This is a genomic window from Pseudomonas sp. ANT_H12B (assembly GCF_008369325.1).
Lineage (GTDB): Bacteria > Pseudomonadota > Gammaproteobacteria > Pseudomonadales > Pseudomonadaceae > Aquipseudomonas.
In genome coordinates this window covers 18533-34140 of the sequence record NZ_VOBI01000009.1, presented here as the reverse complement: position 1 = coordinate 34140, position 15608 = coordinate 18533, and the positions used below count along the sequence as shown (strand labels likewise).

Here is a 15608-nt window from a genome sequence, read left to right as displayed (position 1 = left end):
GACGGAGCGCTGACCATTTTCGGACTTGCCGATTTACCCCTGATCAGCGTGATTGAATTGCTCAGCGGCTTGCTGTTGCTGATCGCCGGCGCCGAGCTGATGGTGCGCGCCGCCGTGCGCCTGGCCGCGCGGCTGCATGTTCGGCCGCTGATCATCGGCCTGACGATTGTTGCCCTCGGCAGCAGCGCGCCGCAGATGGCGGTCAGCCTGCAAGCCACTCTGGCGCAAAACGCCGATATCGCCGTCGGCAGCGTGATCGGCAGCAGCATTTTCAACATCCTCGTCACCCTCGGCCTTTCGGCGCTGATCATTCCGTTGCGGGTTTCACGGCAACTGGTGCGCCTGGATATTCCGCTGATGATCGGCGCCAGCCTGCTGGTGTTCGTATTGGCGTGGAATAAAGAGCTGACCCGACTGGACGGCGTCATTCTGCTGACCGCGCTGCTGATCTATCTAGGGCTGCTGCTGCGCCAGACGCGGCACTCTACGCGTCCACAATCGAGCCAGGCCGAAACGTCAAAAGCGCCATGGCTCAGCAGCCTGCTGATGATTGTCGTCGGGCTGACAATGCTGGTTTACGCGGGTCACCTGTTGTTGGGCGCTGCGGTGACCGTTGCCACAGACTTGGGGCTGTCGGAGCGGATCATCGGCCTGACCATCGTCGCCGTCAGTACTTCCCTGCCGGAGCTCGCCACCTCGCTGATTGCTGCGATGCGCGGGGAGCGGGAGATCGCCGTGGGCAATGTGATCGGCAGCAACTTGTTCAACCTCCTGGGCGTGCTGGGCTTTACCGCGCTGGTGGCGCCGTCGCCACTGTCGGTATCGCCCAATGCCCTGGGCTTCGACCTGCCGGTGATGCTCGGTGTCGCGGTGCTGTGCCTGCCGATGTTCTATTCCGGTTACCGGGTGACCCGCATCGAAGGTCTGCTGTTTTTGGGTTTGTACCTGGCTTACGGTCTGCACGTGGTGTCGTTCACCACCGGCATGCCGCTGGCCGGCAAGCTCGAGCACCTGATGCTGATTTTCGTCCTGCCGGCGCTGGTGGCGTTTTTACTGTTCACGTCGCTGCGCGCCTGGCGTCGCCAACACCACAAGAGGGAACTCCCATGACCGATAACAAAAAGCCTGGCGTTGAAGTACGCCGCCAAGTGATGGGCGACGCCTTCGTCGACCGCGCCCTGGGCAATGCCACCGAGTTCAGCCAGCCGCTGCAGGATTTCGTCAACGAGCACGCGTGGGGCAGCGTCTGGAACCGCGAAGGCCTGCCGCTGAAAACCCGCAGCCTGATCACCCTCGCCGCGCTGACCGCGTTGAAATGCCCGCAGGAATTGAAAGGTCACGTGCGCGGCGCGCTGAACAACGGCTGCACCGTGGAAGAGATTCGCGAAGCGTTGCTGCATTGCGCGGTGTATGCCGGCGTGCCGGCAGCGATCGATGCGTTTCGGGCGGCGCAGGAAGTGATCGACAGCTATCAAAAGCCGGAGTAACAGCCTGGCTTTTGCAGTGACAGTGCGATCGCTATCGCGGGCAAGCCCGCTCCCACAGGATTTTGCTTTGTTGCATAAATTGCATGAACACCGAAGACCACTGTGGGAGCGGGCTTGCCCGCGATGAGGCCCTGAAGAACACCGCAAAACCTTCGGTTAAATCCACCCACCCCACTGCAACAAAAAGATCCCGATGTTAGTGGTGATCGCCGCCATCAACGTGGTGATGACGATGATCGCCGCCGCCAGTTCATGATTGCCATTGGCCTGACGGGCCATGACAAAACTGGCCGCGGCGGTCGGACTGCCGAAGTACAGAAACAGAATCCCCAGCTCCGCCCCACGAAAACCCCAAAGCCACGCACCGAGAGTCGCCAGCACCGGCAGGCCGATCATCTTCATCAGGCTTGAGCTGAGCGCCATGTTGCCGCTTTTGCGTAACGCCGCCAGCGACAACGTGCCGCCAATACAGATCAGTGCCAACGGCAGGGTGGTTTGCGCCAGATACTGGCCGGACGTCTCCAGCCACCCCGGCAAGCCGATCTTGAAGTAGGCAAACGGCGCCGCCAAAAACACGCTGATGATCAGCGGGTTCACCATCACGCTTTTGCAGATGTTCCAAGGGTCGGACTTGATTACCGGGCTATAAACCGCGAGCACGATGGTCGAGAGCGTGTTGTAGAACAGGATCACCAGCGCCGCGAGAATCGCCCCGAGGGAAATGCCATAGTCGCCGTACATGCTCGCGGCCAACGCAAGGCCGATGACGCCGTTGTTGCCACGAAACGCGCCTTGGGTGTAAATCCCGCGGTCTTCACGCGGACACTTCCAGATCGCCCAACCCCAGGCGATGGCGAAACTCGCCAGGGTGGCGAGCGAGAAATAGATCAGCAATGCCGGTTGCAACGCTGCATGCAGGTCGGCATGCAGGATGCCCAGAAACAGCAACGCCGGCATGGTGACGTTGAACACCAGGGCCGACGCTGTGTGGATGAAGTTGTCGTTGATCCAGTCGATGCGCTTGAGCAGCGCCCCCAGAAACAGCATGGCAAACACCGGCGCGGTGATGTTCAGGGTTTCGAGGAAGATAGCCAGCATGCCGGGGGTAACCTTGGGTGAGCGTTGTTAGGGGGCTAATGATAAGCCACCAAGTCCTCTGGCGTCTGTTAGACCGCTATCGTCGGAACGCCGCCCGGAGCAAGCTCGCTCCCACAGGGATCTTCGGTGTTCACGCAATTTGTGCAACAAAGAAGATCACTGTGGGAGCGAGCTTGCTCGCGATGCAGGCGACTCGGTCCTAAGTGATCGGTGCAGGGTTGAACAAGGTGATGTCGTTATGCAGCTTGTGCTGCTCGGCCCACGTCTGCCTCTTGCCGCTGGCCACGTCCAGGTAGTAGTGAAACAACTCCCAGCCAAGGTCCTCAATCGACGCCCGCCCGGTCGCAATCCGCCCGGCATCGATGTCGATCAGGTCCGGCCAGCGCTGCGCCAGTTCAGTCCGGGTCGACACCTTCACCACCGGCGCCATCGCCAAACCATAGGGCGTGCCACGCCCGGTAGTGAACACATGCAGGTTCATCCCCGCCGCCAATTGCAACGTCCCGCAGACAAAGTCACTGGCCGGGGTCGCACAGAAAATCAGCCCTTTGCGCTTGAACCGCTCGCCAGGGCCAAGCACCCCGTTGATCGCGCTGCTGCCGGATTTGACGATCGAGCCCAAGGACTTCTCGACAATGTTCGACAGCCCGCCCTTCTTGTTCCCCGGCGTGGTGTTGGCGCTGCGATCCGCTTCGCCCTTGGCCAGGTAACGGTCATACCAGTCCATCTCGCGCACCAGTTCCTGAGCAACCTCCTCAGTCTCCGCACGGGAAGTCAGCAAGTAAATCGCATCACGCACTTCGGTCACTTCAGAAAACATCACCGTCGCACCGGCCCGCAACAACAGGTCCGAGGCAAAGCCCAACGCCGGGTTGGCGGTGATTCCGGAAAACGCATCGCTGCCGCCACACTGCATGCCCAGAATCAGCTCAGACGCCGGCACGGTTTCCCGGCGACGTAGATCGAGCTTCTTCAAACGGGTCTCGGCCAGCGCCATGATCTGCTCGATCATCTCGGTGAAACCGTGACTGGAATCCTGCAAGCGGTACAACCACGGATCGCTTAAATCCACCGAGCTGTCGTTCTCGTGCATCACCTGCCCGGCCTGCAATTTTTCGCAGCCCAGGCTGATCACCAGCGCTTCGCCACCCAGGTTCGGGTTGCGCGCCAGGTTGCGCACGGTGCGGATCGGGATGTACGCGTCGGTGGCGGTGATCGCCACGCCGCAGCCGTAACTGTGGGTCAGCGCCACCACGTCATCGACGTTCGGATAGAGCGGCAGCAATTCATCCTTGATGCGCTTGACCGCATGGTCCAGCACGCCGGTGACGCACTGAACAGTGGTGGTAATCCCGAGAATGTTGCGCGTGCCGACGGTGCCGTCGGCGTTGCGATAACCCTCGAACGTATAGCCTTCCAGCGGCGCTTGCGCGGGCGGTACTTCGGTGGACAGCGGCAAGCTGTCCAGCGGCGGCGCGGTAGGCATGCGCAGTTGATCTTCCTTGACCCAGCTGCCGCGTGGAATCGGTTGCAACGCGTAGCCAATGGTCTGGCCGTAACGAATCACTTGGCCACCCTCGGGAATGTCCTCCAGGGTGACCTTGTGGCTCTGTGGCACAAAGTCCACGGTGACCAGGCCGTCCGGAAATTCGGTGCCGGCCGGTACGCCCTGATCATTGACCACGATCACGACGTTGTCCCGCTCGTGCAGGCGGATGTAGCGGGGCGAGTCGGAATGTTCAATCAACTGCATGACGCCGCTCCTCAGGAATGCGCTTCAGATAATTTATTGCTTGTTTCAGGACCGCTGACAGGCGGCTCTTTGAGCACCACACGTTTGATCGGGCCGACGATCACCAGGTAACTGAACACTGCGACCAGTGCGTTGCAACCGACAAACACCAGCGCCCATTTGAACGAACCGGTGGAGCTGATGATGTAGCCGATGACGATCGGCGTAGTAATTGAAGCGATGTTACCGAAGGTGTTGAACAGGCCACCACTCAGACCGGCGATCTGTTTTGGCGAGGTGTCAGACACCACGGCCCAACCCAGCGCACCCACGCCTTTGCCGAAGAACGCCAGGGCCATGAAGCCGACGACCATCCATTCAACGTCCACGTAGTTGCAGGCCACGATGCTGCTGGAGACCAGCAGGCCGGCAATGATCGGCGCCTTGCGGGCGAAGGTCAGTGAATGACCTTTGCGCAGCAGGTAGTCGGAAATCACGCCGCCGAGCACACCACCAATAAAGCCGCAGATCGCCGGCAACGAGGCTATGAAACCCGCCTTGAGGATGGTCATGCCGCGTTCTTGCACCAGGTACACCGGGAACCAGGTCAGGAAGAAGTAGGTGATGCCGTTGATGCAATATTGGCCCAGATACACGCCAAGCATCATGCGGTTGGTCAGCAGCTGGCGGATGTAGTCCCATTTCGGCCCGTCGACCTTTTTGCCTTTGCCCTTGTCCTGGTCCATGTCGACCATGCCGCCGTTGTCGGCGATGTGCTTGAACTCGGCGTCATTAATCATCGGGTGCTGACGCGGGCTGTGGATAACCTTCAGCCAGATCCCCGAGAAGATGATGCCGATCACGCCCATGACGATGAACACGTGCTGCCAGCCGAAGCTGTAAACGATCCAGCCCATCAGCGGCGCAAACAACACGGTGGCGAAGTATTGCGCCGAGTTGAAAATCGCAGACGCCGTACCGCGTTCAGCGGTCGGGAACCAGGCCGCAACAATGCGTGCGTTACCGGGGAAGGATGGCGCTTCGGCCAGGCCCACCAGGAAGCGCAGCATGAACAGCGCAACCACCGCCGTTGACATGCCGAACTCACCGACATAGCCCTGCAGCACGGTGAACAGCGACCAGGTGAAAATGCTCAGCGCGTAGATTTTTTTCGAGCCGAAACGGTCCAGCAACCAGCCACCGGGAATTTGCCCGGCCACGTAGGCCCAACCGAATGCAGAGAAAATGTAGCCGAGAGTGACCGCGTCGATGCCAAGGTCTTTTTGCAGGCTGGAGCCCGCGATCGCGATGGTAGCCCGGTCGGCGTAGTTGATCGTGGTCACCAGAAAAAGCATGAGCAAAATCAAATAGCGGACGTGGGTCGGCTTGGTCGCTTGCATGTAGATGTACTCCCACTGATTATTTTTATGCGCGGGTGAATCTTCTGTGGTCTGTCTTTTGTGGGAGCTGGCCTGCCGGCGATGCGGGCCACTCGGTGTGTCAGTCACACCGCGATGATGCTATCGCTGGCAGGCCAGCTCCCACAGGTATTGCGTGTATCAGGAGCCGATGTAGCTGGTCTTCACCACGGTGTAGAACTCTTGCGCATAGCGACCTTGCTCGCGTGATCCATAGGATGAACCTTTCCGCCCACCGAATGGAACGTGGTAATCCACGCCCGCCGTCGGCAGGTTGACCATCACCATCCCGGCCTGGGAGTGACGCTTGAAGTGGTTGGCGTACTTCAGCGACGTGGTGGCGATGCCCGCCGACAGACCGAATTCGGTGTCGTTGGCCATGGCCAGCGCTGCCTCGTAATCCGCAACGCGAACCACGTTGGCCACCGGGCCGAAGATCTCTTCGCGGCTGATGCGCATCGCCGCTGTGCTGTCGGCAAACAGCGTCGGCGCGAGGAAGTAGCCTTCGGTCTCACACGTCACCAGACCACCGCCGCTGACCAGACGTGCACCTTCGGACTGGCCGATGTCGATGTACTTCATGTCCTGTTCAAGCTGCGCTTGCGAGACGACCGGACCGATGTCGGTGCCGGTTTTCAACGCGTGACCGACCTTGATCGACTTCATGCGCTCGGCCACGGCTTCAACGAACTTGTCGTGAATACCGGCGGTGACGATGAAGCGGCTCGAAGCGGTGCAACGCTGGCCGGTGGAGTAGAACGCGCTCTGTACCGACAGTTCGACCGCTTGCTTGAGATCAGCGTCGTCGAGAATGATCTGCGGGTTCTTGCCGCCCATTTCCAGCTGAACCTTGGCCTGGCGCGACACGCAGTTGACCGCGATCTGACGACCGACGCCCACGGAACCGGTGAAGCTGATGCCGTCGACTTTCGGGCTCTGCACCAGCGCATCGCCAACCACACGACCGCTGCCCATCACCAGATTGAACACGCCGGCCGGGAAGCCTGCGCGGGAGATGATTTCGGCCAGTGCCCAGGCACAACCTGGTACCAGGTCTGCCGGTTTCAGGACGACGCAGTTGCCGTAGGCCAGGGCCGGAGCGATTTTCCACGCAGGGATCGCGATCGGGAAGTTCCACGGCGTGATCAGACCGACCACGCCCAGCGCTTCGCGAGTGACTTCGACGTTCACACCCGGCCGAACAGACGGCAAGTAATCACCGGACAGACGCAGGCATTCACCGGCGAAGAACTTGAAGATGTTGCCCGCGCGAGTCACTTCGCCGATGGCTTCGGGTAGGGTCTTGCCCTCTTCCCTGGCCAGCAAGGTGCCGAGTTCTTCGCGACGAGCGAGGATTTCAGTGCCGACTTTATCCAGTGAATCGTGGCGAGCCTGAATGCCCGAGGTCGACCACGCCGGGAATGCAGCGCGAGCGGCGTCGATGGCGGCATGCACTTGAGCCAGATCAGCCTTGGCGTATTCGCCAATGGTATCGGTCAACTCCGATGGGTTGATGTTGGTGGAGTAGTCGGTGCCGGCGACCCATTGGCCACCGATGTAGTTATCAAAACGCTTTGCATCTGCCACTTGAAAGTCTCCTAACGCAAAAGACCGCTGATCACTCAGCGGCCTTGTTAATCGGGGGGGTTACTGCGCACCTTGCTTGTCGATCAGCGCGGCCAGAGCTTCGTACTCTTCTGGCAGCAGATCGGTCAGCGGTGCACGCACAGGGCCTGCGTCATAACCGGAAATTTTTGCTCCGGCCTTGACGATGCTCACCGCGTAACCGGCTTTGCGGTTACGGATGTCCAGGTATGGCAGGAAGAAGTCGTCGATGATCTTGCCAACGGTGGCGTGATCTTCGCGGGCAACGGCGTGGTAGAAATCCATCGCGGTTTTCGGGATGAAGTTGAACACTGCAGAGGAGTAAACCGGCACGCCCAATGCCTTGTAGGCCGCGGCGTAGACTTCGGCGGTCGGCAAACCACCCAGATAGCTGAAGCGATCACCGAGGCGGCGACGGATCGACACCATCAACTCGATATCGCCCAGGCCATCCTTGTAGCCGATCAGGTTCGGGCAGCGCTCGGCCAGGCGTTCCAGCAATGGCGCGGTCAGGCGGCAGACGTTGCGGTTGTAAATCACCACGCCGATTTTCACCGATTTGCACACGGCCTCAACGTGGGCGGCAACACCTTCCTGGCTGGCTTCGGTCAGGTAGTGAGGCAGCAGCAACAGACCTTTGGCGCCCAGACGTTCGGCTTCCTGTGCGTATTCGATGGCTTGACGAGTCGAGCCGCCAACGCCGGCCAGGATCGGCACGCTGGTTTCGCAGGTGTCGACGGCGGTCTTGATGATTTCCGAATATTCGCTGGCCGCCAGAGAGAAGAACTCACCGGTGCCGCCCGCGGCGAACAATGCCGAGGCGCCGTATGGGGCCAGCCATTCGAGACGTTTGATGTAGCCCGCGCGATGGAAATCGCCCTGAGCATTGAAATCGGTAACCGGGAAAGACAGCAGACCGGAAGAGAGGATGGACTTCAGTTCTTGTGGATTCATTATTCGAACACCCTGGTAGCGACGTATGTGTGTGTGAGAAAACCGTTCAGCCTGCGCCGAAGTTGTAGGTCATCGTACAACTTAAAAAATAACCGTCAACTGCATTTCATCGCCATCCGCAGATTTTGTGTCTGAAAGGTATTTTCTTGACGGAGGAAATGTCTCATCCATGATCGAAAAAACTGTGGATGCATACAGTTATTTTGCTTCATACCGACGACACATCAAGGAGCTAGGCCGCAGCTGAGGTTCAAGGGAGGCGAACACACCGCCATCGGCGACCAGACCCTGCTGCGTTTCGTCAAGGATGCACCCGCGATCCCCGCTTCACAGGTAGAGCTGCATTTGTCCAACGGACTGGCGCTGACCTATGGCCAGGGTCGTCGCGCCAGGGGGTGATTTTTATGGAATTGCCGATCAACCGATCAGCGAAGGCGTGACAGCCGCAGACCGGATCCAGCGTTTTACCAACGCCTTCAACCCTCTCGCGGTATTGTCACCCCGGCGTCCGGCAGCTTTGCGGCCTTGAAAAAGTTGCCTGAATTGCAAGCCGTGTTGAACCCGGCGGGTAATTTCTCACCGCTGTTCAAGGTCGCGGGCAACAAGGTACTGCGGCGCAAGGACGTCAATAACCTGAACGATACCGTCACTGTGGACGATGGGTGGGGCTGGAGCACTTACCTTCTGCTCAAGGATTACCAACCGACTGGCAATGTCGCCTGATAAGGAGATCAACGATGACTATCAAACTGAAACTGAAACTGAAACTGGAACTGGCTTCGGGCCAATCGCTGAAGGGTGCACCGCTGGAGTTATTGGCCAAGGGAGTGGCAATTGCTCGGGGGGTTGTAGATGAGCATGGATAGGCGGTGTTCAATACCAAACCGGGGGCGCTGAATTCGCCGTGCGGGTAAATCGTTCAATTCTCAGGACCGGCTGACTCCCCAGCTGATCGTTCCCACGCTCTGCGTGGAAACGATCCTTACCCGCGCTGCGCCTCAGCCTCTTCATGCGCATGACGCAGCCGCTCACGACTATTCGTCAAATGCAACCGCATCGCCGCCCGCGCCGCATCGGAATCCTGGCGGGCAATTGCGTCGTAAATCTCCTCGTGCTCGCGACTCAGGCGATTCATATAGTACTGCTGGTCGTCATGGGCCAGGCGCGCCGAGTTCAGTCGCGTGCGCGGAATGATGCTGGTGCCCAGGTGGGTCATGATGTCGGTGAAATAACGGTTACCGGTCGACAGGGCGATTTGCAGGTGGAACTGGAAATCGGACGCCACGGCATCGCTGGCGTGGGAGACACTTTCATTCAACGCGTCCAAAGCAGCTCGCATCAACGCCAGCTGCTCGGGGCTGCGGCGTTGCGCGGCGAGGCCGGCGGACTCCACTTCCAGGCTGATGCGCAGTTCCAGAATTGCCAGCACGTCACGCAACGTGACCACGGTCGCCGGATCGATGCGAAAACCGCTCGGGCTCGGGGTGTCGAGCACGAAAGTGCCGATGCCGTGCCGGGTTTCCACTTGCCCGGCCGCCTGCAAACGGGAAATCGCTTCGCGCACCACGGTGCGGCTGACGCCATGGGCATCCATGATCGCCGACTCGGTGGGCAATTTATCGCCACGCTTGAGGTGTCCGTCGCGGATTTGCTCGGACAGCACCGTCACCAGTTCCTGAGCGAGGCTGCGGCGCTTGCGAGGTAGGCGTGGTGCGTCGATCGGATTTTCCATGGTGAACGTCTGTCTCGAAAATTGCGGCTGAATCCGCATCATAGCTCAACGCGGTTGTACGATCACCATCACGCCCTGTGGGCGGGGCTTGTCCGCGATGAACGATAACGCGGTTCTACAGATGAACCGGGCGAAGCCATCGCGGGCGAGCCCGCTCCCACAGGGTTTGTGGTGTTTATGCGATCACGGTTTGGTCTACCAGATGACCGTTGTCGATACGAACATGCCGTGGATGGAACCGCTTCAGACTGCTGCGATGCCCGACACTGACAATGCTCAGCCCCGGTAACTCGTCGATCAACGCCTGATACAGCGATGCCTCATCCTCTTCATCCATCGCCGAGGTCGCTTCGTCCATATACAGCCACTGCGGTGCAAACAGCAGTGCACGGGCGAAGGCCAGGCGTTGCTGTTCACCCGGCGAGAGCATGCGCTGCCAGTGATTCGCTTCATCCAGACGGGAAACCAGGTGCGGCAAACGACATGCTTCCAGCACATGAACATAGCGCTCGTTGGGGTAGGTTTCGCCAGGCTGAGGATAACTCAGCGCTTCACGCAACGTGCCAATCGGCAAATAAGGCTTTTGCGGCAGGAACAGATAACGCGCCGCCGGCAAACGAATACTGCCGTGGCCCGCCGGCCAAAGATGCCCCATCGCTCGCAGCAATGTCGATTTGCCGCTGCCGGAACGACCGCTGAGCATGACGCGCTCGCCCTCTTCCACGGTCATGTCGGCATTGGTCAGCAGGTGACGACCATCCGCCAGGTCGAGGCCGAGGTTGTGCACCTTCAACGCCGAGCCCGAATTTTGCACGTCGATGGCCGGCGCGCGCTCTTCGTTGTCGGTCATGGCCTGACGGAAACTCAGCAGACGATCACACGTGGCGCGCCATTCGGCGAGGTCCTGGTACGCGCTGATGAACCAGCTGAAGTTCTCCTGAACGTTGCCGAATGCGGAGTTGATTTGCATCAGCTCACCCAACTCGATTTTGCCAGTGAAGTAACGTGGCGCGGCGACCATGAACGGGAAAATGATTGCGATCTGGGCATAGCCGGAGGTAAAGAATGTCAGGCGCTTGGACACGCGCATGATGTCCCAGAAGTTGTGCCAGACCAGGCCGAAGCGGCTGCTCAAACGGCGGTTCTCGTTGGGTTCGCCGTTGTACAGCGCGATGCTTTCGGCATTCTCGCGAATCCGCACCATGGAGAAACGCAGGTCGGCTTCGAAGCGCTGTTGATTATTCGTGAGACCGATCAAGCGACGACCGATCAAATGCGTCAGCCAGCTACCCACCGCAGCGTAAACCAGTGCGCACCAGAACATATAGCCGGGAATGGTGAAGCCAAACACTTCAATGCTGCCCGACACGCCCCACAAAATGATCGAGAACGACACCAGGCTAACGATGTTGCGGATCAAACCAAGACCCAAGCCCAAGGTGTTGGTGGTGAATTTGTTGAGGTCTTCGGAAATCCGCTGGTCCGGGTTATCGGTGTAACCGCCCTGTTCCAGCTGGTAGTAATTCTTGTGACTAAGCCAGCGGGCGAAGTGTTTCTCGGTGAGCCAGCCCCGCCAGCGAATCGTCAGCATCTGCGTCAAATAGAGCCGGTACACCGCGCCAAGGATCGCCACGGCCGCGATGCCGCAGAAATAGAGGATCAACTGCCAGAACGCTGCCTCGTCCTTCTTTTGCAGGGCGTTGTAGAAGTCCTTGTACCAACTGTTGATCCATACCGAAATCGCCACGCTGAACAGCGACAGCGCGATCACGGCGATCAGCAACGTCCAGGCCTTGCCCTTCTCTTCGCTGCGCCAGTAAGGCGTGGTCATCGCCCAGACTTTGCGAAAAAACTGCCCGCGCACAGCATCATTGACCGCGGAATATTCAGCGTTCTGATTCATGGATAAGGCTCGATAAAGAAAAGAACACACACGAACCGATCATAGATGATCGGTTCGGTTCCTCGCGAGGAGCGGCGGGCATCCGTTCAGCGCAGGTTCAGCGACGAACGGGGCGCTTCTGCAATTTGCGCTGCAGCGTGCGGCGGTGCATGCCCAGGGCGCGGGCAGTGGCGGAGATGTTGCCTTCGTGCTCAGTCAGCACGCGCTGGATGTGTTCCCATTGCAGGCGATCCACCGACATCGGGTTTTCCGGCACCAGGGTGTCGAGGTCGGCATGCTCGGAGAGCAGCGCGGCCAGCACGTCATCGGCGTCCGCCGGTTTGCACAGGTAATTGCAGGCGCCGCGCTTGATCGCCTCGACGGCGGTGGCGATGCTCGAGTAACCGGTAAGGATTACCACGCGCATTTCCGGGTCCAGCTCCAGCAGCTTGGGCAACAGCACCAGGCCGGAATCGCCGTCCATTTTCAGGTCCAGCGCGGCGTAATCCGGCAGGTCGGTCTGAGCGATCGTCAGGCCTTCTTCGGCGGAGCCTGCGGTACTGACGCGAAAACCACGGCGGGACATGGCACGGGCCATCACTCGGGTGAAAGTTGCGTCGTCGTCGACCAACAGCAAATGCGGGAGTTCTTCGCCTTCGCCTTCGACTTGGATATCGTCACTCATGTTCGTCTCCTCGGGCGACACGAGGCAGGCGCAGCTCGGTGAGCGTGCCGCCTTCCTCATGACTGTAGAGTTTCACTGAGCCGCCGGCGCGTGTCACGCTGGCCTTGCTCAAAAACAGGCCCAGGCCGAAACCTTTGCCCTTGGTGGTAAAAAACGGTTTGCCGATCTGTTCGGCGATGGCCAGCGGCACACCGGCGCCGTGGTCGCGAATGCTGATGGTCAGGTCGTCGGCATTCCAGTCCAGCGTCACTTGCAACCCTTCGGGGCAAGCGTCGGCGGCGTTGTTCAGCAAATTCAGCAGCGCCTGGGTCAGGTCCGGCGGCGGCGCCATGCGCGGCACGGTGCCCTGACCCAAGCGCTGGAAGCGATAACTGGCTTCCGGGCGCATCAGGTGCCAGCGGTTCAGCGCTTCGTCGAGCCAGTCGGTGACGTCCTGCATTTCCACCGCCAAACGGCGATTGGCCTCGGCGGCGCGCACCAGTTGCTGCAAGGTCTCTTTGCATAACTTGACCTGATCCTGCAGCACGCTCAGGTCGTCCTGCAACATCGGGTCGTGATGGTCCTGACGCATTTCCTTGAGCAGCACGCTCATGGTCGCCAGCGGCGTGCCCAGTTCATGGGCCGCGCCAGCGGCTTGGGTGGCGACGGCCAGCAATTGCTGATCGCGCAGACCTTCTTCGCGACGAATGGCGCGCAGCTCTTCCTGACGGCGCAGCTCTTCAGCCATCCGTGCAGCGAAGAAAGTGATGACCGCCGCCGCCAGGGCAAAACTCAACCACATCCCATAGACCTGCAGGTTTTCCCGAGCGATCGGAAAGGTCTGCAGCGGATAGAAGCGCGCCAGCAGCAAGGTGTACAAGGCCAAAGCGATGCCAGACAAAATCACCGAATAACGCCACGGCAACGTCACGGCGGCGATGGTCAGCGGCACCAGGTAATAAGAGACGAAGGGGTTGGTCGAACCACCGGAGAAATACAGCAGGGCACTGTGGATAAACAGGTCGCAGGCCAGTTGCACGGCGTATTCGAGTTCGGTAACCGGCCATGAGGTGCGCAGGCGAATGGCCGTGAACGCGCACAGCAACATCGAGCAACCGAGGGTCGCGGCCAGTTGAAACCAGGGCAATGGCAGCAAGTCGAGCCAGTAGGCCAGGCCTACGGAACCGGCCTGAGCGGCCAGCACCAATGTGCGGATGAACGTCAGCCGCCAGAGATTCTGGCGAGTTGCGGAAGTGATTTGAACGGGGGCGAGCATGAGCTCTCCTGATGAGCGCTCCAGGCGGATCGCAGGGAGTATAACCAAGCACGGGGGCTGGCAGGCGAAAGTGCGGCAAACGGCCACATGCCTGGGAGGATTGTGGCGTCTATAAGACCGCTATCGCGAGCAGGCTCGCTCCCACATTGAAATGCGTTCCCCTGTGGGAGCGAGCCTGCTCGCGATTGACCGCGCAGCGGTCATCTTCGATCTGTATAGAAGTTGTAACTGTGCGAACCGGATCATTAAAGCTAGAGTCTGATGGTTTCACGCAGGCTCGGACATTACCCCTGCGCATCGCCCAAGGAGCTTTCATGCACACATTCCGCCGCAGCGCCGCCCTCCTCGCCCTTAGCGTTGGCACCATCGCCAGCCTACCGGCCCTGGCCGCCGACGAGCTGCACTACAACCAGATCGCCCTGCGCGCCGAAGTCAGCCAGGAAGTGGCCCGCGACCTGATGATCGTGACCCTCTATACAGAAGAACAAAACAGCGACCCGGCCAAACTTGCCGCCGACGTCAGCACCACCATGAACAAAGCACTGGCCCAGGCCAAACAGGTCAAAGACATCACCCTGCGCCAGGGCAGCCGCAACAGCTACCCGATCTACGAGACCAAAGGCCAGAAAATCACCGGCTGGCGCGAACGCGCCGAATTGCGCCTGGAAAGCTCGGACTTCGCGGCGTTGTCGAAGTTGACCGGCGAACTGCTGACCGACCTGAAAATGGGCGGCATGGACTTCGCCATCGCCACCCCAACCCGCAAGGCCAGCGAAGACGCGCTGCTCAAAGACGCCGTGACTGCGTTCAAGGCCCGTGCTCAATTGGCGACCGATGCGTTGGGCGGCAAGGGTTACAAAATCGTCAACCTGAACCTCAACAGCAACGGTTATCCACAACCGTACATGCGCGCGCCAATGATGATGAAAGCGGCCAGCATGGACGGTGCGCCGGTGACGCCGGAAGTTGAAGCGGGCACCAGCCAGGTCAGCATGACGGCGGATGGTTCGATTGAAGTGTTGATGCCTTGATTCGATAACCCGTACAAAAAACGGCGATCACCGAAGTGATCGCCGTTTTTTATTGCCTGGCGCCAGCCGGGGTGGGTATGCCTGATGATTTTTTGGTGATTGATCCGCCGCCTTCGCTAGCGAGCTCGCGACCGCATTTGATCTGTGCCGTACACAACGTCCATGTACACAGTCGATCCTTGCTCACAGTCAAAGCGGAACGCGGAGCGTCCCTGGCTGCATTCCCACGCGGAGCGTGGGAACGATCAACATCAGACGCAGGAGACTGGTCGGCTGTCAGGCCGCCATCACAGGCAAGCCAGCTCCCACAGTGTTCCGGTGTACATCCGCCCGCTCTAAACCACTCATCAGGCCGAGCGTTAGTTCGCCTGCAGCTCTTGATCCACCCGCCCCCTCACGCCGAGTGGAGGTTCTGCGCAGTGAGCAACCCGGCATGGATGCCGGCGGGCCCACGGAGCAGGACCGGAGCGAGGGCATGCCGAGCCACAGCGAGGCACCGAACGTCAGGGGCAAGAGCCCTTGGTTACTTGGGGCTCTTCCAAATCCTTAAACAACAAGTACCTATCACACCGATTGCGAATTCGACGGTGTTCCAGCCTTTGCGCAAAGAGGTCACCGACTTCAAGCTCAGCCCGTTCGGCCTCACACCCTTCTTTGGGGTGGGTATAAATAAGTAACACCGTGCTACAACCGGGTGCGTCCAGTGCCCCGGCCGCCCCTTGCTGGTGC

12 protein-coding genes and 2 pseudogenes are annotated in these 15608 nt (G+C 59.8%); 5 read left to right on the top strand and 9 right to left on the bottom strand.

Annotation, left to right across the window (positions count from 1 at the left end; genetic code table 11):
- Positions 1–48: 48 nt before the first annotated feature.
- The gene (locus FQ185_RS15315) at positions 49–1110 is read left to right on the top strand and encodes a calcium/sodium antiporter (RefSeq protein ID WP_149418136.1); all 1062 of its coding nucleotides are present in this window, start codon (positions 49–51) and stop codon (positions 1108–1110) included.
- Complete coding sequence (locus tag FQ185_RS15310; protein ID WP_090175522.1) at positions 1107–1487, top strand: carboxymuconolactone decarboxylase family protein; 381 nt, start codon at positions 1107–1109, stop codon at positions 1485–1487. Before FQ185_RS15315 ends, FQ185_RS15310 begins: the two co-directional genes overlap by 4 nt.
- 156 nt (positions 1488–1643) lie before the next feature.
- Here FQ185_RS15310 and FQ185_RS15305 read toward each other — a convergent pair whose 3' ends face one another.
- The 5 genes from FQ185_RS15305 to kdgD form a co-directional block, all read right to left on the bottom strand.
- A complete protein-coding gene (locus FQ185_RS15305) occupies positions 1644–2585 on the bottom strand; it encodes an AEC family transporter (protein WP_149418135.1) in 942 nt (313 codons plus the stop codon).
- Positions 2586–2784: 199 nt separating this feature from the next.
- Positions 2785–4338 (bottom strand): galactarate dehydratase, encoded by a 1554-nt coding sequence (gene garD / locus FQ185_RS15300; RefSeq protein WP_149418134.1) that lies wholly within the window; start codon positions 4336–4338, stop codon positions 2785–2787.
- A gap of 11 nt (positions 4339–4349) precedes the next feature.
- Positions 4350–5825 (bottom strand): MFS transporter, encoded by a 1476-nt coding sequence (locus FQ185_RS15295; protein WP_371926625.1) that lies wholly within the window; start codon positions 5823–5825, stop codon positions 4350–4352.
- A 51-nt stretch (positions 5826–5876) separates the two neighbouring features.
- Positions 5877–7322 (bottom strand): aldehyde dehydrogenase family protein, encoded by a 1446-nt coding sequence (locus FQ185_RS15290; protein ID WP_149418133.1) that lies wholly within the window; start codon positions 7320–7322, stop codon positions 5877–5879.
- 60 nt (positions 7323–7382) lie between these two features.
- Positions 7383–8294 (bottom strand): 5-dehydro-4-deoxyglucarate dehydratase, encoded by a 912-nt coding sequence (gene kdgD, locus FQ185_RS15285; RefSeq protein WP_149418132.1) that lies wholly within the window; start codon positions 8292–8294, stop codon positions 7383–7385.
- Positions 8295–8528: 234 nt separating this feature from the next.
- Between kdgD and FQ185_RS15280 the strand changes: the two are divergent.
- Positions 8529–9017 (top strand): annotated as a pseudogene (locus FQ185_RS15280) (hypothetical protein); the annotation flags it as partial.
- Between the two features lie 26 nt (positions 9018–9043).
- Positions 9044–9234 (top strand): annotated as a pseudogene (locus tag FQ185_RS15275) (hypothetical protein).
- 42 nt (positions 9235–9276) lie between these two features.
- On the opposite strand, the gene FQ185_RS15270 reads toward FQ185_RS15275, so the two are convergent.
- From FQ185_RS15270 to FQ185_RS15255, 4 genes are all read right to left on the bottom strand, one after another.
- Entirely contained in the window at positions 9277–10026 is a 750-nt protein-coding gene (locus FQ185_RS15270) for a FadR/GntR family transcriptional regulator (protein WP_178113542.1), read from the bottom strand.
- A gap of 175 nt (positions 10027–10201) precedes the next feature.
- Complete coding sequence (locus FQ185_RS15265; protein WP_149418131.1) at positions 10202–11929, bottom strand: ABC transporter ATP-binding protein/permease; 1728 nt, start codon at positions 11927–11929, stop codon at positions 10202–10204.
- A gap of 97 nt (positions 11930–12026) precedes the next feature.
- Positions 12027–12593 carry a response regulator transcription factor gene (locus FQ185_RS15260; protein ID WP_149418130.1) on the bottom strand — a complete coding sequence of 189 codons (567 nt, stop codon included), beginning with the start codon at positions 12591–12593 and terminating at the stop codon, positions 12027–12029.
- Positions 12586–13848, bottom strand: coding sequence for an ATP-binding protein (locus tag FQ185_RS15255; protein WP_149418129.1), 1263 nt, complete (start codon positions 13846–13848; stop codon positions 12586–12588). Before FQ185_RS15255 ends, FQ185_RS15260 begins: the two co-directional genes overlap by 8 nt.
- Before the next feature lie 314 nt (positions 13849–14162).
- Between FQ185_RS15255 and FQ185_RS15250 the strand changes: the two genes are divergently transcribed.
- Entirely contained in the window at positions 14163–14879 is a 717-nt protein-coding gene (locus tag FQ185_RS15250) for an SIMPL domain-containing protein (RefSeq protein ID WP_149418128.1), read from the top strand.
- Positions 14880–15608 lie beyond the last annotated feature (729 nt).